The sequence below is a fragment of the Streptomyces sp. P6-2-1 genome, from assembly GCF_050613165.1.
Taxonomy (GTDB): Bacteria; Actinomycetota; Actinomycetes; order Streptomycetales; family Streptomycetaceae; genus Streptomyces.
In genome coordinates, this window is the sequence record NZ_CP192513.1 from 614,170 (window position 1) to 635,646 (window position 21,477).

Sequence of the window (21,477 nt, forward strand, 5' to 3'; positions counted from 1 at the left end):
TGCGTTCGCAGCGAGGAGAGACCCGCATGACCACCGAGCCCGCCGAGTCCACCGAGCCCTACGGCCCCACACCCCGCACGAAGCCCACCCGCGCCCCGGAGCGGGCCCGCTACGACCGGCCGACGGTGCACGCGATACTCGACAGCGCCTCCCTCTGCCACCTCGGCTACGTCCGCGAGGGCGCGCCCGTCGTGCTGCCGACGCTCTTCGCGCGGCGCGGCGAGACGCTGTACGTGCACGGCTCGACCGGTTCGCGCCCGCTGCGCGACGCGCGGCAGGACCCCGGCATCGCCGTGTGCCTCACGGTGACCCACGTCGACGGCCTCGTCCTCGCCCGCTCCGCCTTCCACCACTCGATCAACTACCGTTCCGTGGTGGTGCAGGGCATCGCCCGGCAGGTGACGGACGAGGCCGAGAAGCGCACGGCGCTCGACGCGATCGTGGACCAGGTGGTCGCGGGGCGCGCCGCCGACTCCCGCCCCGCGAACGCCAAGGAACTCGCCGCGACGGCCGTCCTGCGCGTCGACCTCGCCGAGGTCTCCGCCAAGCTCCGCACCGGGGGCCCCAACGACGAGCCCGAGGACCTCGCCCTCCCGTACTGGTCCGGCGTCGTCCCCGTCCGGCGGGCGTACGGCACCCCGGAACCGGCGGCGGACCTGGACCCGTCGGTCCCGCTCCCGGAGTACCTGAGCGACTGAGGCGGTACGAGAGCGGGGGCGGGCGACCGGCCGGGGCGGGCGACCGGCCGGGGCGGGCGACCGGCCGGGGCACCGCCCTTTCGGCGCGGAAGGCCGCCGCGGTCGGGGCTCTCTTTCGGCGCGGAAGGCCGTCCCCGCCCCGTACCCGTACCCCTACTCCTCCTCCCCCGCCCTCCGTTCCTGGGCCGCCAGTCCCGCCACCGCCGCGAGCAGCAGGGCCACGCCCAGCATCGTCGCGCCCGTGAGGCGTTCGCCGAGCAGGAGGACCGCGATGACCGCCGCGCTCACCGGTTCGAGCAGCATGATCACGGCGACCGTCGCCGCGCGGACCACCGCCGCCCCGGCGAAGTAGAGGACGTACGCGAGAGCGCTCGGCACCCCGGCGAGGTAGCCGAGGAGCAGGAGCGTGATGCCGAGGTCCGCGCCGCTCCCCGGCAACGCGCCCTCGGCGAGGGCGAAGGGCAGCAGGACGAGCGCCCCGACGCCGAAGGACCACGCCGTCGTCGTCACGGCGTCGCGCCCGCCGCCCGCGCGCGCCGCCCCGCGCGTGACAAGGGTCAGCACGGCGTACGAGATCCCCGAGGCCAGCGCCCACAGCACCCCCGCGGGCCGTACCGTCGCCCCTCCCCCGCCGAGCACGAGCACGGCGAGCCCCGCGAGCGCGGCCGCGACGGCCAGTACTCCGCCCGCGCCGAGGCGTTCGCCGAAGCCGAGCCGGGCCCCGAGCGCGATGAGGACGGGCCCGCAGCCGAGCGCGACGACGGTCGCGACCGCCAGACCGGTGTCGCGCACGGCGAGGAAGTACGTGGACTGGAAAGCGGCGAGCACGAGCCCCTGCACAAGGGTCCGCGCGAGCCCGCCCCGTACCGGAGCGGCGGGCCGGGGGACGGCGGGCCGCAGGGCGCGGGCGGCGAGGAGGAGCGCGAGCCCGCCGACGTACCGCCAGAAGGAGAGGGCGAGCGGGCCGAGCCCGGAGGAGCGGTAGAGGAGGGCTGCGGCGGCACCGGCGGTGCCCCAGGCGAGCCCGGCGACGACGAGAGAGAGCAGGCCGCGCCCCACGGGGCGGCCGGAAACGGCGTACGACACGAGAAAGGTTCTCCGCGAGAAGTCAGAGGACGCCGGGGCGCCGGGGCGGCGCGGCCGGGACTTCCGCGGGCAGCACGAGGAACGCCCACGCCCCACGTCGTACGGGGGCGGAACGGCCGACGGCCTCAGCCCGCGCTCAGCGGGCGGGAGGCGGGAGAACGAGCGCTCGCGCGTACACGGGGATCACCCTAGGGGATGTCCCGCCGTACCGGCCGGGACCGTGGGGGGCGCATCCGGGGCACGGTTCGCGGCCTCGCCCCACCGCACGGCGTCGGCCCGCCCGCGAGGCCGTCGAGCGGCTCCGCGCCCACGGCGACGTACGGCGGAGCGTCAGCGCGCGTCCGGGACTTCCTCCCGTGTCTCCAGAGGAACCGCGCCGCCCTCGGCGACCGTGCGGGCCCCGCCCGCCCCCGCCGGGGTCGCCGTCTGCGCGACGAACGCGCCGACCAGGACCACGAATCCGCCCACGAGCTGGGGCGGCGAGAGGTGTTCGCCGAGCAGCACCCACGCGAGCACGGTCGCCACGACCGCCTCCAGGCACGCCACGACCACCGCGACCTGCGGCGAGAGACTGCGCACCGAGACGACCCCGGTGGCATAGGCGACGACGGTCGCGAGAAGCACGATCCAGGCGAGCAGCAGGAACGCGGCGACCGGCGTCCCGTCCATCTCGGCGCGCCCGCCGAGCACGCCCCAGTCCATGCCCCACGGCCGCGCCACGAACGTGAGGACGACGGCGCCGACGAGCAGCCCGTAGGCGATGACCCCGAGCGGCGCGGGCGGAGTCCGCTCCGGCTCCGCCGACTCCGTACCGTGGTCCGAGAGGACGAAGTAGCCGACCTGGCAGCACGCGGCCCCGAGCGCGAGCAGCAGCCCGAGCGCGTCGAAGCGCAGCCCCGCCCAGACCTCCACGACACACGCGAGCCCGCCCACGGCGAGCACGACCCCGACGGCCGCTGCCCGGCTCACGGGCCTGCGCTGCACGAAGCGCACCCAGCCGAGCACGAGCGCGGGCGCCAGGTACTCGACGAGCAGCGCCACACCGACCGGGATGCGCGAGATCGCGGCGAAGTAGCACGCCTGCACCCCCGCGACCGCGAAGAGCCCGTACCCGAGCAGCAGCGCGGGCCGCGCCCGCGGCAGCGCGCGGTGCCGCCACGCGACGGGGAGCAGCACGAGCGCGGCACCGGCGACCCGCAGCCACACCACGTGCAACGGGTCGAGCCCGGCCTCGATGAGCGGTTTCGCCGCGACGCCCGAGCCACCGAAGGCGAGCGCCGACACGAGCGCGAGCCCCAGCCCCACGCCCTTGCGTTCCCGCGTCCCCGTCCCGCCCATCGTCCCGCCCCTCCCGCCCGCGCCCCCTCGGCCCCGGCGAACGGGGCCATCATGACAGGAGCCGTCAGGTGCGTCACCCGCGTTGGTACTGACGGGGTGAAGGGGCCGGGAAGGCGAAGCCGTTCCTACGGTTCACCGTGACGGGCGCGCGGCTCCGCCGCGTCACTGTGACGGGCCCGCAGGTCCGCCACGTCGAGGGGCCGTACGTACTCGTCCCCCTCGCGATACCCCGCCTCGGTCCCGGGCTCGGCCTCCTCGGCGTCCAGCGCGGCAAGGAGCGGCCCGGGTTCCCCGCCCGCGTCCCGCAGGAGCGCGACCGCGCGGCAGTCCTGGTCGGCGGCGAGAGCGGCGAGGAGGTCGACGGGGCGGGGGCCGGCGGCCTCACCGCGGCTCGCGGCGCGCTCGCGGGCCCGCCGCATGGCGAGACTGGCGGCCGGTGACCAGCCCGCGTGGCCGAGCGCGGGCAGGCTTCCCGAGTCCTCGACGGTGCCCTGCCAGCGCAGCCCGTACCCGATGCTGCGCTGGACGAGAAGCCCCAGGAGGCGCGCCAGGTGCGGGCGGAGGACCACGCGGCAGTGCGGGTCCTCCTGGAGGAGGGAGTGGAGCAGGTGTGCGGTGTCGATCTGTTCGTCGCCGTCGCGCACGGCGCGGCGGCGGGCGCCCGAGACGACTCCGGCGAGGGCTCCGCTGAGCCCCGCCGCGGGGTCCGGGGCGGAGTCACGGGGGCCGGGTACCGACGAACTGCAACGCTGCACGTCCTCCACTTCACCACGGCGCGGCGGTCCGGTCATCGGCGGGCGGGACGGTTCTCGCCTCCCGCGCTGGGTGGGGCTTTCGCCCCACTGTCTCCTCCTTGCGGAGGAGATCCTTCCCCCGCCCGGCGGAGAAGGGAACGGCGACGGGCCCCGCACGCTCTCCCGTGTACGGGGCCCGTCGCCGGGTGCGCGCGCGGGGCCCGGGCCCCTGCGCTCAGTCACCGGAGGGGCGCTCGCCCGCGGCGTCGTCCTTGCCTGGGCCCGCGTCCTTGCCCGTGCCCTCCGGGTCCGCCGCCTCCGTGTTCTCGTCCTCGGCGAGGATGAGGTAGAGGCGCTTGCGGGTCTCGTTGAGTACGGCGACGGCGCGGTCGCGCTGCTCCTTGCTGCCGGTCTTCCAGACCTGCCCGAAGGCTTCCATGAGTCCGAAACCGGCCTGGCGGATCTCGCCGAGCGCCTCCCAGTCGACACCCTTGCCGGCCTCCTCCCAGGGGGCGTCCGGCCCGGCGTCGGCGGCGGTACGGCCCTCGTCGGTGAGCGCGAAGAGCTTCTTGCCGCCCTCGCTGCGGCTCACGATGAGGCCCTCGTCCTCCAGGAGCTGGAGGGTCGGGTAGACCGAACCGGGGCTGGGCTTCCAGGCGCCGCCACTGCGTTCGGCGATCTCCTGGATCATCTCGTAGCCGTGCATCGGGCGGTCCTTGAGGAGCGCGAGGATCGAGGCGCGCACGTCACCGCGCCGCGCCCGCCCCCGCCGCCCGCCACCGGGGCCGCCCGGCCCGAAGCCACCGGGACCACCGAAGCCACCGGGACCACCGAAGAAGCCCCCGAAGCCGCCGGGACCACCACGGCCCCCGTGCCCGGGCCCGAACGGCCCGAAGGCGGCCCGCCGCCCCTCGTACTCCCCGCGCCCACGACCGCCACCGTGGTGGCCCCCGCGCCCGCGCCCGTCTCCCATGCCGCGCATCGCGCGCATGTCCTGCATGCCGTTCTCGAAGTCGTGTCCGTAACCACGCATGACACTCACTCCTTCTCTGCGTTTCCTCACGCCACCGACCTTCGGAGACGTATCGCGATCCGTTCGCGATGTCTCAACGATATATCGCAATAGCATCGAAGGCAAGCCCTGAAGAAGAGGGAGGGGTGACCTGTGTCAGTGGGTGTTGATCGATTGCCGGCGAAGGCCGATCGATTGACTTCTGTGTCAGTTAGGGATGACTGCCTGCGGGTTTGTGACAGTGGAGGATGACCGCAGACGGCGACACTCACTCTCTCTGCTCGACGGGTCTGTAGTGTGCGGCAGTGACAAGAAGCGAGCGGCTCGCGGAGCAGTTGGACTGGTACTGGCGCAAGAACCTGCGGCCACGGCTGGAAGGTCTCACCGACGAGGAGTACTTCTGGGAGCCGGTGAGCGGCTGCTGGAGCATCCGCCCACGTGGCACGTCGGCCGCACCGATGTCGGACGGTTCGGGGGAATGGACGCTGGACTACGCGTCCCCCGACCTGGTGCCGGAACCGGCGCCGGTGACCACGATCGCCTGGCGCCTTGGGCACATCATCGTCTCGTGCTTGGCCTATCGGGTCGAGTGGTACTTCGGCGGCCGGGACTTCGAATCCGAGGCGTTCGCCTACGCGGGGACCGCTGACGAGGCGCTGCAACAGCTCGATGAGATGTACGGGCGATGGAACGCGGGGGTCCGCCAGCTCTCGGATGCCGACCTGGAGAACCCGCCCGTGATGGGCCCCGAGCGGTTTCCCATCGAGAACAGGGTCCTGCACGTCAACAGGGAGCTGATCCATCACGGCGCCGAGATTTCCCTGCTGCGCGACCTCTACCGCTGGCAGGACGGAGCCGTACCGCGCCGAATTTGACTTTCGACAACCGGCGATCGAGCTTCGGAAACCTACGTGGACTCCGTGACGCTCCGTGGCTGCTGCCGAGATGCCTTCAACCTTCCCCCCGTTCTTCTTCGGGACAGGACAGCGTCGTCTTCCGTCGTCGATATGCCTTCTGACGGCAGCGCTGGGAGCACGTCCGGCGCTGTGACCTGCGGTTTCCTTCTGGCATAGGGCCTGAACAGACTGGGCAGCACGGTGGTTTAAGGGATTCGTTGCGGGTCCGGGCGAGGGCGTCGCCCGCCCTCGCCCGGACCGATTTGGGTCGAGTTGCAGGTCCCGGCAACGGGACGAGGCTTGGGGTTGTCGCCGCACGTTGCTTTCCGGATGACCGGTAGGCCCGCTGGCGGCATCGGGCTGAACACGTGCGGCGCCGTGACTGTCCGCGGCCAGGAGGCAGCGGCTGTTCGCAGATCCCGCCTGTGCGGGCCGGCGCCAGTTGCGGTTTCCGGGGTGGGTCTGGTGGACGGGGTGGTGGTGTTCTCCAGCGGTAGGCGGACTTGCGGCAGCGTTGCGAGCACGTGCGTCGTCGGCTCTTCGCGGTGCTCTGCGCTAGAGGGCCTTCGCAGACCGGGCAGGCCGGGGGTGAGTCGCCCTCCGGGTTCGAAGGCGCCTCGGCGGCCTGTTGGTCGCGTTGCTGTCGTTCGAGGTAGGCGGTCCGTCGGCAGGCCGACGAGCAGAGTGGACGGCGCTGGCCGAGCTGCATCCGCACGGTTTGCCGCGGATCGATCCGGCAGGGTTCCCGGCACCACTCGCCGGCGGGGGAGCGCTTGCGGTGTCTCCTCTGCCGCCAGGCCCTCGAGCAGGTCAGGGGTGTGGCGCCGAACAGCGACTTGCGCCTGATCGGGGCTCCGCATTCTTTGCACTGGACCGTGTTCAGGATCAGATGGAGATCGTCCGGGTCGCGGCCGACGGCCGCGGCGATGCGGGGCCAGGTCGATCTGCCGAGGTGGTGGGGTGGTCCGGTGAGGTGTTCCCGCAGGTAAGCGGGAGGAAGGTAGTTCGCCTGGGCCAGGCGTGTGATGAACGAGGCGGCTCCTTCTCCGCGTTGCGGACGGACCTTGAGCGGAAGGCGGGTAAACCTCGGTGCCCGGGGACGGCGACGTCATCCGTCGGCGCCGGGCTGCTTGCGGCGGGAGGCGGTGTCGAGGTCGACGGCCAGCAGTCCTGCTTTGGTGATCTTTTCGGTGCCGGTGAGGATGGCGTCGACGGCGGCCCTGCGGAGTGCAGCGGGAGATTCGCCTCCGACTGGGCGACCAGGGCCTTCCATTCCGCGTTGTAGGGGAAGGGGTGGGTGTCCACTGCCGTGAACCTTGCGGCGATCTGGTCGCCGCGGGTTCCAGTCAGCAGGCTGCTGGCCTCGATGTCGATGCCCGCCGTAGGCGAAGGTCGCCGGAATCCGCTCGGAGAAGTACGTGAGTGTGTCGGACGCGTCGGCTCCGGTGCGGGTCTGCAGCGAGATGTTGTCGATCTCGTCGACCAGGACGAGGCCGGTGCGGACCTTGGTGCGGACGCCGACCACGGCTTCAGTGAGGTCGGTGACGTGGAAGCTTCGCAGGACCGGGAGACCGAGGAACCGGGCGAACTCGGCGGCGATCATGCGGGGTGTCGCGGCGGGCGGAACGGTGATGTAGACGACCGGTATGCGCTCGTCCTGCCCAGGGTGCCGGCGACGGTCCTGGAGTTCGTGGGCCAGGCCGAGCTGGGGCCAGAGCGATCGTCTTGCCGGTGTAGGCGGGGCCGGTGACGATCAAGCCGCGGCGTGCGCTGATGGCACCGCGGTTGAGGACGGTCAGACGACGTCCGCAGGTGACGGTACGGCGGACGGTGGAAGTGGCGACCACCTGGAGACGGGCCTGGTGGTCGAGCCGGTCCTCGTCGTAGTCGTACCTTTCCTCTTTGCTCAGGGCGTCGTACTCGTTCTTCGTCAGCACGGTCATCGTGGTGCTGGTCGTCGACGCGACGAACTGCTGCCGGCCTGGCAGGACAGTCAGGTACTGGCCGAAGTCGTCGTGCGGGCCGCTGTCGGGCATCGTCGTCATGATCTCTTCCAGTGATCCTCGAGCGGGTCGAAGAGCCCCAGCGGGATCACCTCGGCCATGTTTCCTCGTCCTCTGCCGGCTCGTGCGGGGCGGGCTCGTCCTGCGTGTTCGTCGGTGGCGGCGTTGTGGCTGGCGTCGGCGTGGTGGCCTTGGTGCGGGCCGCGACGCAGCGGTCCCTCTTGATCTCGTAGCCGAGGGCCGCGAGTTCAGCAGCCTTGGTCCTCTGGCGTGAGGTCACCGACGTGCCCGGTCCGTAGCCCGGCCGTGATTGTGTGCGGGGTTCGACGCCGGGTGGCAGGCCGTGCAGAACCTCAAGGAGTCTGCCGTCTCGAACAGGTCGATCAGAGCGACCACTCGGTGCGGTGCCTCGGTGTCCTCTAGCACCGCCGCCTGTGCGGTGACCTCGAGAACCCCCTGACCTGGCCCTCGAACCGGACCCGCTGGCCGACCGCCAAGGCCGGAGGCCGCTTCAGGCTGCCCATGAGTTTCCCTCCGTCCAGATCAGACTGCCGGTCTCCATCAGCGCTCCCACCAGGTCCGTCTTCAAGGCACCGGACCACAGCAGATGGAACAGCACCGGCACAACCTGCAGACGGTCGCCGACCAGCCCGGCACCCTCCCAGAGCCCCATCGGTTCACGGAAGACTTCCAGCAGCCGGTCCGCCACAGGCACCGGCCGTCCGCAGCGGGCCCGCCGATACCGGGACAGCCAGCGGACATTCGCCATGACCACCGGCTCGGGCCGCCCGGCCCACTCGAACTCCCAGCCCACGGCCCGGCAGGCATGCCCGGTCGCGTCGAACGCCTCCTCCGTCGCCTCATCCAGCTCGTCAGCGGCACGGACGTCAACGATGCGGGCGCCACCGTCGGTCAGCCGGACGAAGTAGTCGGGAGCGTGTCGGCGCTGTCGTTGGCCGTCGTGCCAGTGCAGCCAGAAGGGCTGCGACGATATCGCCTTCACCTGCGGATCTCGGTCGAGCAGGATCAGACGGCCGCGCTCCAGCCACGACTCATAGCCCACGTGATCACGCATGGTCGCCGAGTAGTACCAGCCCGCGAAGCCCGGCGTGCCCTTGTCCCAACCGAACGGCCGGACAGGCTCGACTGCCTCGAACGAGACCTGCCAGCTCGCACCCAGCGGGAGCCGACGCCGCTCTCCGTCGCTGAGAAAGTCCAGCTCAAACGCTGTTAACGCCTCATCGCCGTACGCACGCGAGAGCGCTTCCACCGCATCCCCACCCCGAAGGCCGAGGCGGTGCTCAACCTTCGGTGAGACGAACGGCCATCCGTTCACCTTCGCTGAGATTCGCAGCATCTTCGCTGCGACAGGTCAAGGGGAGAGAAGGCGCCTCAGCGGCCTGGTGATCGAGCAGTCGGCGCCCCCGATACGCCCCGCCGCGCAGACGAAGACCGGCGAGCCGCCGATCGCCGCGTCGCCGTGCGGGGTGCCGATCGCCGCGGCGGGGCACAACCGGGGGCTGCCGCGCGGCGGAGCGGGACCGGGCGGGCCGGTCCTCCGCGGCGTACCGGCCGTTGATCAGTCGGCGTCCAGGCCGTCGACCAGACGGTTGAGGAAGCGAGTGAAGGTGGCCTCGGGGGCGAGGGGGCGGCCGGGGGCCGCGAGGACTTCGGCCAGCTCCGGATGCCGGCCGTCCGCCGCCACCGCAGCGAGGTAGCGGGCCTCGGCCGCGAGACGGTCCGGGGACCGCGAGGCCGCGGTCCGCGCCAGCTCGTGGGCGACGTGCCCGGCCACGAACGCCGTGAGCTGGGCGAAGACCTCCAGCTTCGCGGCACCGTCCAGGCCAGTGGGCCGCAGGGCCGCGAGCGCGCGCTCCAGGAACGCCAGGGTGCGGGGGCCGGGGACACGATGGGCGGTCAAAGCGGCGGGGAGCCAGGGGTGGCGCAGCATGTGGGCGCGCTGGAGGTGGCCGATGGCCTTCAGGTCGGCGCGCCAGTCGCCGGTGACCGTACCCCCGGCGGGCAGTTCACCGTTGACGTGGTCGACCATCAGCTCCAGCAGCGTCTCCTTGTCGGGGGCGTAGCTGTAGAGCGACATGGCACCCGCCCCGACCCGTGCGGCGACCTTCCTGATGGTGACCGCCTCGATCCCCTCCGTGTCCGCCAGGGCGACGGCCGCCGCCGTGATCGCCTCACGGCTGTAGACCGGCTTACGGCCCTTGCGGGGCCCGGCGTCACGCAGCCAGAGCCGCTCGGGGTCGACGCCCGGGGCCTCGGCCCCGTCCTCCCGGGTCATGACCCACGCTCCTTCCGTCGATCGAGGCGGCCTTGCGGTCCCCATCCAAGCATCGCCTATTCTCGTACGGCGTACGGAAAACGAGGAGGGGAACGATGACACCACGCACGCGCGGTCCCGCGCCCGACCAGACATGGACGCCGCCTTCCGGCAGACCGCCGCTGTCCTCCCGCCTGCTGCGGGCCACTTGGCGCGGCCTCCCGGCCAAACGGCACGACGTCGGCTGGGAACCCGGACTGCCGGTGCCGGCCGCGGACGGCGGCACCCTGCTCACGGACCACTACTTCCCACGCGCCGACGGCGACTTCCCCACGCTCCTGGTGCGCTCGCCGTACGGCAGGGGCCTGCCGTGGTCGCCCATGTACGGACTTCTCTTCGCCGAGCAGGGCTTCCACGTCGTGCTCCAGAGCTGTCGCGGCACCGGTGGCTCCGGCGGCGCGTTCCATCTGTGGCGCAACGAGGCCGCCGACGGCCTGGCCACGGTCTCCTGGCTGCGCGAGCGGAGCTGGTTCGACGGAACGCTGGGCACCATCGGCCCCAGCTACCTGGGATACGTGCAGTGGGCTCTCGCGGCGGACCCGCCACCGGAGCTGAAGGCGATGGTGGCGCAGGCCGGGCTGCACGATCCGCACGCCCTCTTCCACGCGGACGGTGCGCTCCGCCTGGAGAACGCCCTCGCCCTCGGGGTCGGCATGACGTACCAGCACCGGGGGACGGCACCGTTCCTGAGAGCGACGTTACGGCTGCGGCGCCGCCTGCGTGACGTGCTCCGCGCGCGACCGCTGCGAGGGGCGGCCGTGACCGCCCTCGGGAGCGACGCGCTCTGGCTGGACGAGGTGCTGTCGCACCCGGACGCCGAGGACGCGTACTGGGACGGTGCCTCCCTGGCTCCCGTGGCGGACCGGCTGGACGTGCCGACCGCTCTCGTCACCGGGTGGCACGACGCGCTGGGCGATCAGACGCTGGCGCAGTACCGCCGGCTGCGCGCGGCCGGCTGCGAGACCGCCCTCCTCGTCGGTCCCTGGACGCACGCGTCCGCGCTGCGGCAGGGCTGGCCCGAGGTGTTCGCCGAGAGCCTCGCCTGGCTGCGGGCGCACCTGTACGCCGATCCCTCCGGACTCCGTCCCACCCGGGTGCGGGTGCACGTGGGCGGCGAGGACGCCTGGCGGGACCTCGACGACTGGCCGCCGGACACGGCGGTCGCTCCCTGGTTCCCCACCCCGCAAGGACACCTCACCCGGCAGGCCCCCGCGGAACACGCGCCACTGACATCGTTCCGCTTCGACCCCGCCGACCCGACCCCTTCGCTCGGCGGCCCCTTGCTCACCGGTGCCGCCGGCCCCCGTGACAACGGCGCCCTGGAGCGACGGGAGGACGTGCTCACCTTCACGGGCCCGCCGCTGACCGAGCCCCTGGACGTCCTGGGCCCGGTCTCCGCGCGGCTTACGGTGTCCACGGACACCGGCCACGCCGATCTCTTCAGCCGCTTGTGCGACGTGGACCCCCAGGGCCGCTCCGTCAACGTCTGCGACGGGTTGGCAGGGCTTCGCACGACAGGGCGGGCGCCCACGCGCGTCACGGTGCTGATGAGTTCCACCGCCCACCGCTTCGCCGCCGGTCACCGCGTTCGCTGGCAGCTCAGCGGCGGCGCGCATCCGCGCTTCGCGCCCGGCCCCGGCACCGGGGAACCTCCGGCGGATGCCACCGTCTTCACTCCCGTGCGCGTCACGCTCCACGCGGAGTCGGCGCTGCTGCTCGCGGAGCCCGCCCGCGGTGCCGGGACCGGTGCCGCGGCGACCAGCCGGGAGACCGGGCCCGAAGGCTGACCGGCCGCGCGAGCCGGTTCCTTCCGGCCCGCGCGGCCGGGAGGCGCGTTCTCCCGTCCGGCAAGGTCCCGTCGGCACCGCGTTCTCCCGTCCGGCAATGCCCCGTCGGCACCGCGCCCCGACGGACGGGAGGACGCCCGCCGCCGGACCCTCCCGAGGGAGGAGCGGCGTGACCGGGGCGGGGCGGAGCACGGGCCGCCGCGCCGTCCCCGGCCACGCCTACGCTCCTCGCATGACACACCAACTCCCCCTCAACGAGAAGCTGCTGTCCACCGTGGGCACTCCAGGGTCGGCCGAGCTCCTGGACAGCAGTCCGCGCTCGCACGTGTGGCGAGTGCGCACGGTGGACGGACGCCTCGTGGTCGTCAAGCAGATCGCCGACGGCGGGGACAGGGGCGCCGACGCGGACACGCGCTTCGCCCGCGAGGTCGCAGGGCTGCGCCTGGCGGGCCGGGCGACGCGGCCCGCCGTGGCGCCCGCCGTGCTCGCCACCGACCCGTCCGCGCGGGTGCTGGTCCTCGACCACGTGGACGACCTCGGGCGGACGGACGACTGGATGCCCGGGTACGCCGAATCGCTCGCCCGGCTGCACGCCCTGACGGGCCCCTCCGACGCCGGAGCGCTCCCGTCCGCCCCGGGCCCCACGGCCGACGACGCGGAGTCCTTCCTCGCCCTGGCCGGGGCGCTCGACGTCCCCGTACCGTCCGCCGTTCCCGGGGAACTCGCCGGTCTCCTTGAGCGACTGGACCCCGCCCCGCACCACGCGCTGCTGCACGGCGACCCCTGCCCCGGCAATGATCTGCGCACTGCGGACGGCGTCCGCTTCGTGGACTTCGAGCGAGCCTCGCTCGGCAACGGCCTGACCGAACTCGCCTACTTCCGCATCGGTTTCCCCACCTGCTGGTGCGCCCTGTCGGTCACCGGGACCCCGCTCGCCGAGGTCGAGGACGTCTACCGGTCCACCTGGCGCGACCTCACCGGGACGGACGTGCCCGGCGACCTCGCCGACGCGTGCGCCGGCTGGCTCGTCCAGGGCGACGCGCTGGTCGAACGGGCTCACCGGGGCACGGCCGACCAGCTCGCCCGGATACCCGCCGAGGACTTCGAGTGGGGCCAGGTCTCCGCTCGCGAGCGGCTCGTCCACCGCCTCAACGTGGTCGCCGGGATGACGCGCGACCACGACCACCTGCACGCCTTCGGACGCCTCAGCTCCGCCCTGGCCGACCGCCTGCTCGCCCGCTGGCCGAAGCTGCGGCCCCTGCCCACGCAGGAAGCCCGCCCCTGGTACTGAGTCCGCCCCGGGCACCGCCCCGCCGCACGGCTACACCGTCGCCCGCCGGGGAGCCGCGGGCCGGAACCGTCCCCGGGCCCTGGTCCGTCCTTACCGGCATGACTTCCCCGGACACCGCCGCGGCCCCGCCCGACATCACCGAGGGCCTCCTCAGGCACCTCGTGCGCGAGCGTTTCCCGCACCTGGCGGAGCTGCCGATCCGGCTCGGCGCGCGCGGCTGGGACTATCAAGTGTGGCGCCTGGGTGAGGAACTGGCACTCCGGGTGCCGTGGGCCACGCGGCGCGCCGACGAACCGCTGCGCGACGAGCTGGCATGGGTGCCCGCGCTCGCCGGACGACTGCCGCTGCCCGTACCGCGCCCGCAGGCGATCGGGGAGCCCTCGGCCCGCTTCCCGCACGCGTGGATGCTTACCACGTGGGTGCCGGGCGAACCCGCCGACCACGCCCCGGCGACGGACGGGCGGGCCACGAGCACCGCGCTCGCCGCCTTCCTCCTCGCCCTGCACCGCCCCGCTCCCGCCGAAGCGCCCGCCGGGCGCTTCGGGCGCGGCGCCCCGCTCGCGGGCGCCGCCGACGGGCTGCCGCACGGCTTCACCGAGGCCGTGGAGAAGGGTCTGCTCACGGAGCCCGACGCCGTCCGCGCCGTCTGGGAGGACGCGCTCGCCGCTCCCGAGTGGGACGGACCCGCCCTGTGGCTCCACGGTGACCTGCACCCGGCCAACGTCGTCACGACGGACGGCGTCCTGAGCGGTGTGATCGACTTCGGCGACCTGTGCAAGGGCGATCCCGCCTGCGACCTCGCGGGCGCCTGGAGCATCCTGCCCGACGGCGCGCTCGGCTCCTTCCTCGACGCCTACGCCCCCGACCCGGCCCTGCTGGCCCGCGCACGCGGCTGGGTCGTGGCCCGTTCCGTCGGCGCCCTGCACGTCGCCGACGCCGGGGAGCACGGCCGCCCCGGCGGCAAGACCTCCTGGGGCCCGCCGGCACGCGCCGCGCTGCGCCGCGTGATCGCGCCCGTGTGAGACCCCGTGCCGTACGGGCGGGGCGCGCCGAGCCCGCCCGCGTGGCCGGTGGCACGCAGCCGCGAGCGGGCCTTGTCAGTGCCCGCCCGTAGGCTCGGCCCGACCGGCCCCGCGCCACCCCGCCCCCGTACGGACGGAGTCCCCGCATGACGCAGTCCCGCCCGACCGCGCACCCCGCGCCCGCCGACAGCCACGCGCTGATCCGGGTCGTGGGCGCGCGCGAGAACAACCTCAGGAACGTGAGCGTCGAGATCCCCAAGCGGCGTCTGACGGTCTTCACGGGCGTCTCGGGCTCCGGCAAGAGTTCGCTCGTCTTCCACACGATCGCCGCCGAGTCGCAGCGGCTCATCAACGAGACGTACAGCGCCTTCGTGCAGGGCTTCATGCCCAACCGCGCGCGCCCCGACGTCGACGTGCTCGACGGGCTGACCACCGCGATCGTCGTCGACCAGCAGCGCCTGGGCGGCGACCCGCGCTCCACGGTCGGGACGGCGACCGACGCGTACGCGATGCTCCGTGTCCTCTACAGCAGGCTCGGCTCCCCGCACATCGGCGGGCCCGGGGCCTTCTCCTTCAACACGGCGACCGTGGAGGCGAGCGGCGCGCTCAAGGTCGGCAAGGAGCACGCGCGCGCCGAGAAGGTCACCTTCCACCGCACCGGGGGCATGTGCCCGCGGTGCGAGGGGCGCGGCGCGGTCACGGACATGGATCTCACGCAGCTGTACGACGCCTCGAAGTCCCTCGACGAGGGCGCGCTCCTCGTCCCCGGCTACAAGGCGGGCGGCTGGAACGCGCGGCTGTACGCCTCGTCGGGGCTGTACGACGCGAGCAAACCGATCGCCGAGTTCACCGAACGCGAGCTGCACGACTTCCTGTACCGCGAGCCGACCCGTGTGAAGATCGCGGACATCAACATGACGTACGAGGGTCTCGTCCCGCGGATCAGGAAGTCGATCCTGGCCAAGGACCGCGAGGCGATGCAGCCCCACATCCGCGCCTTCGTCGACCGGGCCGTCACCTTCACGACGTGCCCGGAGTGCGGCGGCTCGCGGCTGAGCGAGGAGGCGCGGTCGGTGAAGGTCGGGGGCAAGGGCATCGCCGAGCTGTCCGCGCTCCAGATCAGCGACCTCGCCGCGTGGCTCGCCGCGCTGGACGAGCCCTCGGTCGCCCCGCTGCTCACCGCGCTGCGACAGGTGCTCGACTCCTTCGTCGAGATCGGTCTCGGCTACCTCAGCCTCGACCGCCCGGCGGGGACGCTCTCCGGCGGCGAGGCCCAGCGCGTCAGGATGGTGCGCCACCTCGGCTCCTCGCTCACGGACGTCACGTACGTCTTCGACGAGCCCACGGCCGGGCTGCACCCGCACGACGTCCAGCGCATGAACGACCTGCTGCTGCGCCTGCGCGACAAGGGCAACACGGTCCTCGTCGTGGAGCACAAGCCCGAGACGATCGCGATCGCCGACCACGTCGTGGACCTCGGTCCCGGCGCGGGCGCGGCGGGCGGCGAGATCGGCTTCGAGGGCACGGTCGACGGGCTGCGCGCCTCGGGCACGACGACGGGCCGCCACCTCACGGACCGCACCCCGGTCAAGGAGAAGGTACGGGTGCCGAGCGGCGCCCTGGAGATCCGCGGCGCCCACGCGCACAACCTGCGGAACGTGGACGTCGACATTCCGCTCGGCGTGCTCACGGTCGTGACGGGCGTCGCGGGCTCGGGCAAGAGTTCCCTCGTGCACGACTCGCTGCCGCCCGGCACGGAGGCCGTCACCGTCGACCAGAGCCCCATCAAGGGCTCGCGGCGCAGCAACCCCGCCACGTACACCGGGCTGCTCGACCCCGTGCGCAAGGCCTTCGCGAAGGCCAACGGCGTCTCGCCCGCGCTGTTCTCCGCCAACTCCGAGGGCGCCTGCCCGCACTGCAAAGGCGCAGGCGTCGTCTACAGCGATCTCGGGATCATGGCAGGGGTCGCGGTGCCGTGCGAGGTGTGCGAGGGCAAGCGGTACGAGCCCGGGGTGCTCGCCCACCGGCTCGGTGGACGCGACATCAGCGAGGTGCTCGGCATGACGGTCGACGAGGCCACCGCGTTCTTCGCCGAAGGCGAGGCCCGCACCCCCGCGGCGCACCGCGTCCTGACCCGCCTCGCCGAGGTCGGCCTCGGCTACCTCCGCCTCGGCCAGCCCCTCACCACGCTCTCCGGCGGCGAACGCCAGCGCCTCAAGCTCGCCACCCACCTCGGCGCGAAGAAGGGCCCCACCCTCTACGTCCTGGACGAGCCGACCACCGGGCTCCACCTCGCCGACGTCACCCAGCTCCTCGCGCTTCTCGACCACCTCGTCGACAACGGCACCTCGCTGATCGTCGTCGAACACCACCAGGCGGTCATGGCCCACGCGGACTGGCTCATCGACCTGGGCCCGGGAGCCGGCCACGACGGCGGCGGCATCGTCTTCGAGGGCACCCCGGCGGACCTGGTGGCGAAGGGGACGACGCTGACGGCGGAGCACCTGCGGAGGTACGTGGCCGGCTAGCCGGACGTGCGCAGCGCGCCGGAGAAGGCGCCGAGCGGGGTCGACCCACCCGAGTTTGCATAGTCATGCGGATCGATGCATACTCTCTGCATGTCCAAGGTCCTCACATCCCTGCCCGCCGGCGAGCGCGTCGGCATCGCCTTCTCCGGCGGTCTCGACACCTCCGTCGCCGTCGCCTGGATGCGCGACAAGGGCGCCGTCCCCTGCACGTACACGGCCGACATCGGTCAGTACGACGAGCCGGACATCGCCTCGGTCCCTGGCCGCGCCAAGACGTACGGCGCCGAGGTGGCCCGCCTCGTCGACTGCCGCGCCGCCCTCGTCGAGGAGGGGCTCGCCGCCCTGTCCTGCGGCGCCTTCCACATCCGCTCCGGCGGCCGCGCGTACTTCAACACGACCCCGCTGGGCCGCGCCGTCACCGGCACGCTGCTCGTGCGGGCGATGCTGGAGGACGACGTCCAGATCTGGGGCGACGGCTCGACCTTCAAGGGCAACGACATCGAGCGCTTCTACCGGTACGGGCTGCTCGCCAACCCGCACCTGCGCATCTACAAGCCCTGGCTCGACGCCGACTTCGTGACCGAGCTGGGCGGTCGCAAGGAGATGTCGGAGTGGCTCGTCGCCCACGACCTCCCGTACCGCGACAGCACCGAGAAGGCGTACTCGACGGACGCGAACATCTGGGGCGCGACCCACGAGGCGAAGACCCTGGAGCACCTGGACACCGGTGTCGAGACCGTCGACCCGATCATGGGCGTGCGCTTCTGGGACCCCGAGGTGGACATCCTCCCCGAGGACGTCACGATCCGCTTCGACCAGGGCCGCCCGGTGGCGATCAACGGCAAGGAGTTCGCCACCGCCGTCGACCTCGTCATGGAGGCGAACGCGATCGGCGGCCGCCACGGCCTCGGCATGTCCGACCAGATCGAGAACCGCATCATCGAGGCGAAGAGCCGCGGCATCTACGAGGCGCCCGGCATGGCCCTCCTGCACGCCGCCTACGAGCGCCTCGTCAACGCGATCCACAATGAGGACACCCTCGCCCAGTACCACAACGAGGGCCGCCGTCTCGGCCGCCTCATGTACGAGGGCCGCTGGCTGGACCCGCAGGCGCTCATGGTCCGCGAGTCGCTCCAGCGCTGGGTCGGCGCCGCCGTCACCGGCGAGGTGACGCTGCGGCTGCGGCGCGGCGAGGACTACTCGATCCTCGACACCACGGGCCCCGCCTTCAGCTACCACCCCGACAAGCTCTCGATGGAGCGCACCGAGGACGCCGCCTTCGGCCCCGTCGACCGCATCGGCCAGCTCACCATGCGCAACCTCGACATCGCCGACTCGCGCGCCAAGCTGGAGCAGTACGCGGGCCTCGGCCTCATCGGCGCCGGTTCCGGCGAGGGCACCCCCGCGCTCGGCGCGGCCCAGGCCGCCTCGACCGGCCTCATCGGCCGGCTCCCAGAGGGCGGCGCCGACGCGATCGCCGCACGCGGCGAGACCACCTCGGTCAACGGCGACGAGGAGATGCTCGACCGCGCGGCGATGGAGTTCGGCACCGACTGAACCCCGTAGGGCGGCGGAACGGCCGTCACCGCCACGGGAGTACGGGAGCACGTACGAGGAGGGGCCCGGCGCACCACGCGCGGGGCCCTCCTTCGTGCGCGGCGGCGGCCGGTCCGTGCCCCGTACCGCCACGCGCCCCTCAGCCCGTCGGCAGCCAGTCCACCCGGCCCGCGAGCAGCGCGAAGCCCACGAAGGCCCCGATGTCGAGGAAGGAGTGCGCGACGACGAGCGGCCCCACCCGCCCCCACCTGCGGTACAGGAGCACGAAGAGCACCCCCATCGCGAGGTTCCCGAAGAAGCCGCCGACCCCCTGATAGAGGTGGTACGAGCCGCGCAGCACCGAGCTGGCCACCAGTGCCGCCATCGGGCTCCACCCCAACTGCCCCAGCCTGCGCAGCAGATAGCCCACGACGATGACCTCTTCGAGCACCGCGTTCTGCACCGCGGAGAGCACCAGGACCGGGTACTTCCACCACACGGCGGGCAGCGCCTCCGGCACCACCGTGAGATTGAAGCCGAGACCCCGCGCACCCAGGTAGAAGGCGATACCGACGCTGCCGACGACCGCGGCGACCACCGCCCCGCGCCCCAGATCCGTCCAGGGCCTGCGCAGATCGAAGCCGAGATCGCGGGCGCCCGCCCGCTCCCGCGTCAGCAGGTGCAGCACGAGCGCCACGGGGACGAGCGCGCTCGCGATCCCGAAGAGCTGCCACGCCAGATCAAGCCACGGGCGCCCGGGCGCCGCCGAGGCGTTCATCGTGGCGGCCTGGTCCTTGAGCCCCCCGGGACGGGTCACCGAGCCGACGAAGCTGATCAGCGCGGAGACACCGCTCGCGCCGAGCGAGAGCGCGAGGACAAGCAGCGTCTCGTTACGGAAAATTCGTCTCGTGGGCCCTTCGGTGGGAAAAGTTCCGGCCACCAGGCCCTCCTCAACGGGCACAGCTGCCTCCAGTTGACCGATCCTGCCTCATCATCATCATCGCCCGGCTAAGGTGCCGACCGAGCCCCAGGGCTCGCACGCACATCCGAGGTTCGCGCCGGCGCTCCACCCGCACCGCCGCGCGGACCCGTCCGGCGCTTCGCCGGGCCGCCTTCAGGGGACCACGAGTCCCTGTGGGATCACGGGGTCCCGCGCGGCCGGGCGACCGCCCCCGTTCCACCGCACGAGTCAGCACGCGCACGACCTGAGACAGCACGTGTGGCGTCAGCGGGCCCCACAGCCGCGGCGCCTGAGAGCGAGAAGGAAGAAGGGCACCACCGGTATGGGACGTCACAAGGTGACCGAGGAGGACCACGGCACCCGCAGCAGCCCGAAGGGCCGTGGGCGCGGCAGAACGGTCACGCTGGCCACGATCCTCGTCGTGGCGGTCGTCGCCGGGACGGGCATCGCCGTGCGAAGCGGCGTGATACCGCTCGGCGGGAGCTGCGCGGACGACGCGATACGCCTCAAGGTCAGCGCGTCCCCGGACATCGCGCCCACCCTGCGCGAGGCGGCCGCCTACGCCAAGGAGCACGAGGTCACATCGGACGGGAACTGCCTGGACGTCCGGGTGACCGCCGAGGACTCCTCAAAGGTCGCCGAGCGCCTCAGGGCGGGCCAGGACCCCGGCTTCCAGGCGTGGATACCCGACGCGAGCATGTGGGTCGACCAGGCGAACTCCGGCGGCAACTCCTCGCGGGTCTCGCCGACCGGCGCCATCGCATCGACGCCGGTCGCCGTGGGCATGACCGAGAAGGCGGCGAAGAGACTGGGCTGGCCCCAGAAGACGTACACGTGGGCGGAGATGGCCGCCGCGGGTTCGCAGGGGGACTCCCTACGGCTCGGCAGCGCCGACCCGGCCCGCAGCGCCACGGGCCTGCTCGCCCTCACCGAGGTCGCCCGGGAGGCCGGCGACGCGAAGGGCGGCAGCGCGCAGGTCGCCGCCGCGGCGAAGATCCTCGCCGAGCGCACCGTCGACGACGACACCCAGTTGCTCGACACCCTCGCCCGCGACGACTCGGGCGCCGAGTCGGGGAACCCGAAGCGCAACGACGCCCTGATCCTCACCGAACAGCGTGCCTACACGCGCAACAAGGAGAGCGACCGCACACTCGACCTCTTCTACCCGAAGGGCGGCTCCCCCGCCCTCGACTACCCCTACGTCCTCCCGGACAACACCAGGCTGAGCACGGCCGAGAGCCGCGCCGCCGTCCGCTTCATGACCTTCCTCAACGAGAGCCGGGGGCAGCGCCTGCTGCGCGCCGACGGCTTCCGTCCCGAAGGGGGCGAGGCCGACGCGGGCGTGGCCAAGGCGGCCGGGGCACGCGCGCCGCAGCCCTACACCTCGCCGACGGCCGAGCCGCCCTCGGCCAAGGCGCTCCAGGAGACGCGCGGGATGTGGACCATCACCGTGCAGAGCGCACGGCTGCTCGTCGTCGTGGACGCCTCGCCCTCGATGGCCGAGCTGGTCCCCGGGCGGGGGCAGAGCCGGATGGACGTCACCAAGGCGTCCCTGCTCCAGGCCCTCGCGCAGTTCACGCCCGCGGACGACATCGGCCTGTGGGAGTTCTCGACCCGGCTCGACGGCAATCGCGACTACCGCGAACTGGTCCCCACCGACCGGCTCGGCGCCCGCAAGGGCGAGGGCGTCACCCAACGCGACAAGCTCACCGAGGCCTTCGGCGCGCTCCAGCCCCAGACGGGCGGCGCGACCGGTCTGTACGACACGACGCTCGCCGCCTACCGGAAGGCGAGCAAGGGCTACGCCCCGGACAAGTTCAACGCCGTCGTCCTGCTCACGGACGGCACCAACGAGGACCCCGGTTCACTGACCCGCGGCGCCCTGCTCAGCAAGCTCAGGGACCTCGCCGACCCTGCCCACCCGCTCCCCCTCGTGGCCATCGCCGTCGGCCCCGAGGCGGCGGGGGACGACATGAAGGCGATCGGCGCGGCCACCGGTGGCTCCGGCTTCAAGGTCGACGACCCGGCCCAGATCCACGAGGTCATCAACAACGCCATCGTGGAGGCCGGCAGCAAACAACAGCGCTGACCCGCCCCGCCCTGCCGGACGCCCCCCGCCGTGGGCAGGCGTCCCGCAGGGCGTGGGGGGCGCCCCGGCCGAAGGGGGGCGGGCGCAGCGGGGGTTCTCCTCGGGCCGAAGGCCGGGGGGCGGCGCAGCGGGGGCTCTCCTCGGGCCGAAACCCCCTCGCG

Annotated in this window: 16 protein-coding genes and 1 pseudogene; 8 read left to right on the forward strand and 9 right to left on the reverse strand. The window is 72.9% G+C overall.

Annotated features, from left to right (window positions below):
* Nucleotides 1-26: 26 nt before the first annotated feature.
* Entirely contained in the window at nucleotides 27-698 is a 672-nt protein-coding gene (locus ACQYWQ_RS02760) for a pyridoxamine 5'-phosphate oxidase family protein (RefSeq protein ID WP_431032270.1), read from the forward strand.
* Nucleotides 699-851: 153 nt separating this feature from the next.
* On the opposite strand, the gene ACQYWQ_RS02765 is transcribed toward ACQYWQ_RS02760, so the two are convergent.
* The 4 genes from ACQYWQ_RS02765 to ACQYWQ_RS02780 form a co-directional block, all read right to left on the reverse strand.
* Nucleotides 852-1,784, reverse strand: a complete 933-nt coding sequence (locus ACQYWQ_RS02765) for a DMT family transporter (RefSeq protein ID WP_431032271.1) — start codon at nucleotides 1,782-1,784, stop codon at nucleotides 852-854.
* A 330-nt stretch (nucleotides 1,785-2,114) separates the two neighbouring features.
* Nucleotides 2,115-3,122 carry an EamA family transporter gene (locus tag ACQYWQ_RS02770; RefSeq protein ID WP_431032272.1) on the reverse strand — a complete coding sequence of 336 codons (1,008 nt, stop codon included), beginning with the start codon at nucleotides 3,120-3,122 and terminating at the stop codon, nucleotides 2,115-2,117.
* A 125-nt stretch (nucleotides 3,123-3,247) separates the two neighbouring features.
* A complete protein-coding gene (locus tag ACQYWQ_RS02775; protein ID WP_431032273.1) occupies nucleotides 3,248-3,913 on the reverse strand; it encodes a Clp protease N-terminal domain-containing protein in 666 nt (221 codons plus the stop codon).
* Between the two features lie 178 nt (nucleotides 3,914-4,091).
* On the reverse strand, nucleotides 4,092-4,838 hold the full coding sequence (locus ACQYWQ_RS02780; RefSeq protein ID WP_431039043.1) for a PadR family transcriptional regulator: 747 nt from the start codon (nucleotides 4,836-4,838) through the stop codon (nucleotides 4,092-4,094).
* Nucleotides 4,839-5,173: 335 nt separating this feature from the next.
* On the opposite strand from ACQYWQ_RS02780, the gene ACQYWQ_RS02785 reads away from it, so the two are divergent.
* Entirely contained in the window at nucleotides 5,174-5,743 is a 570-nt protein-coding gene (locus ACQYWQ_RS02785; protein WP_431032274.1) for a DinB family protein, read from the forward strand.
* 1,129 nt (nucleotides 5,744-6,872) lie between these two features.
* Here ACQYWQ_RS02785 and ACQYWQ_RS02790 read toward each other — a convergent pair.
* The 4 genes and pseudogenes from ACQYWQ_RS02790 to ACQYWQ_RS02805 all read right to left on the reverse strand — a co-directional run bounded on the left by ACQYWQ_RS02790 (nucleotide 6,873) and on the right by ACQYWQ_RS02805 (nucleotide 10,063).
* Nucleotides 6,873-7,809, reverse strand: a pseudogene (locus ACQYWQ_RS02790) (ATP-binding protein).
* A 46-nt stretch (nucleotides 7,810-7,855) separates the two neighbouring features.
* Entirely contained in the window at nucleotides 7,856-8,047 is a 192-nt protein-coding gene (locus tag ACQYWQ_RS02795; protein WP_431032275.1) for a hypothetical protein, read from the reverse strand.
* 231 nt (nucleotides 8,048-8,278) lie between these two features.
* The gene (locus ACQYWQ_RS02800; protein WP_431032276.1) at nucleotides 8,279-9,037 is read right to left on the reverse strand and encodes a TnsA-like heteromeric transposase endonuclease subunit; all 759 of its coding nucleotides are present in this window, start codon (nucleotides 9,035-9,037) and stop codon (nucleotides 8,279-8,281) included.
* Between the two features lie 309 nt (nucleotides 9,038-9,346).
* Entirely contained in the window at nucleotides 9,347-10,063 is a 717-nt protein-coding gene (locus tag ACQYWQ_RS02805) for a TetR/AcrR family transcriptional regulator C-terminal domain-containing protein (protein WP_431032277.1), read from the reverse strand.
* A gap of 95 nt (nucleotides 10,064-10,158) precedes the next feature.
* Here ACQYWQ_RS02805 and ACQYWQ_RS02810 point away from each other — a divergent pair, with 95 nt between their 5' ends.
* The 5 genes from ACQYWQ_RS02810 (at nucleotide 10,159) to argG (ending at nucleotide 18,287) form a co-directional block, all read left to right on the forward strand.
* Nucleotides 10,159-11,889: a CocE/NonD family hydrolase gene (locus tag ACQYWQ_RS02810; RefSeq protein ID WP_431032278.1), complete on the forward strand. Its 1,731-nt coding sequence runs from the start codon at nucleotides 10,159-10,161 to the stop codon at nucleotides 11,887-11,889.
* Nucleotides 11,890-12,121: 232 nt separating this feature from the next.
* Nucleotides 12,122-13,180 (forward strand): aminoglycoside phosphotransferase family protein, encoded by a 1,059-nt coding sequence (locus ACQYWQ_RS02815; RefSeq protein ID WP_431032279.1) that lies wholly within the window; start codon nucleotides 12,122-12,124, stop codon nucleotides 13,178-13,180.
* 98 nt (nucleotides 13,181-13,278) lie between these two features.
* The gene (locus tag ACQYWQ_RS02820; protein ID WP_431032281.1) at nucleotides 13,279-14,202 is read left to right on the forward strand and encodes an aminoglycoside phosphotransferase family protein; all 924 of its coding nucleotides are present in this window, start codon (nucleotides 13,279-13,281) and stop codon (nucleotides 14,200-14,202) included.
* A 146-nt stretch (nucleotides 14,203-14,348) separates the two neighbouring features.
* Complete coding sequence (locus tag ACQYWQ_RS02825) at nucleotides 14,349-16,730, forward strand: ATP-binding cassette domain-containing protein (RefSeq protein WP_431032282.1); 2,382 nt, start codon at nucleotides 14,349-14,351, stop codon at nucleotides 16,728-16,730.
* A 90-nt stretch (nucleotides 16,731-16,820) separates the two neighbouring features.
* A complete protein-coding gene (argG, locus tag ACQYWQ_RS02830) occupies nucleotides 16,821-18,287 on the forward strand; it encodes an argininosuccinate synthase (protein WP_431032283.1) in 1,467 nt (488 codons plus the stop codon).
* 139 nt (nucleotides 18,288-18,426) lie between these two features.
* Here argG and ACQYWQ_RS02835 read toward each other — a convergent pair whose 3' ends face one another.
* Nucleotides 18,427-19,227 (reverse strand): CPBP family intramembrane glutamic endopeptidase, encoded by an 801-nt coding sequence (locus tag ACQYWQ_RS02835; protein WP_431032284.1) that lies wholly within the window; start codon nucleotides 19,225-19,227, stop codon nucleotides 18,427-18,429.
* Nucleotides 19,228-19,549: 322 nt separating this feature from the next.
* On the opposite strand from ACQYWQ_RS02835, the gene ACQYWQ_RS02840 reads away from it, so the two are divergent.
* A complete protein-coding gene (locus tag ACQYWQ_RS02840; RefSeq protein WP_431032285.1) occupies nucleotides 19,550-21,316 on the forward strand; it encodes a substrate-binding and VWA domain-containing protein in 1,767 nt (588 codons plus the stop codon).
* Nucleotides 21,317-21,477: the final 161 nt, after the last annotated feature.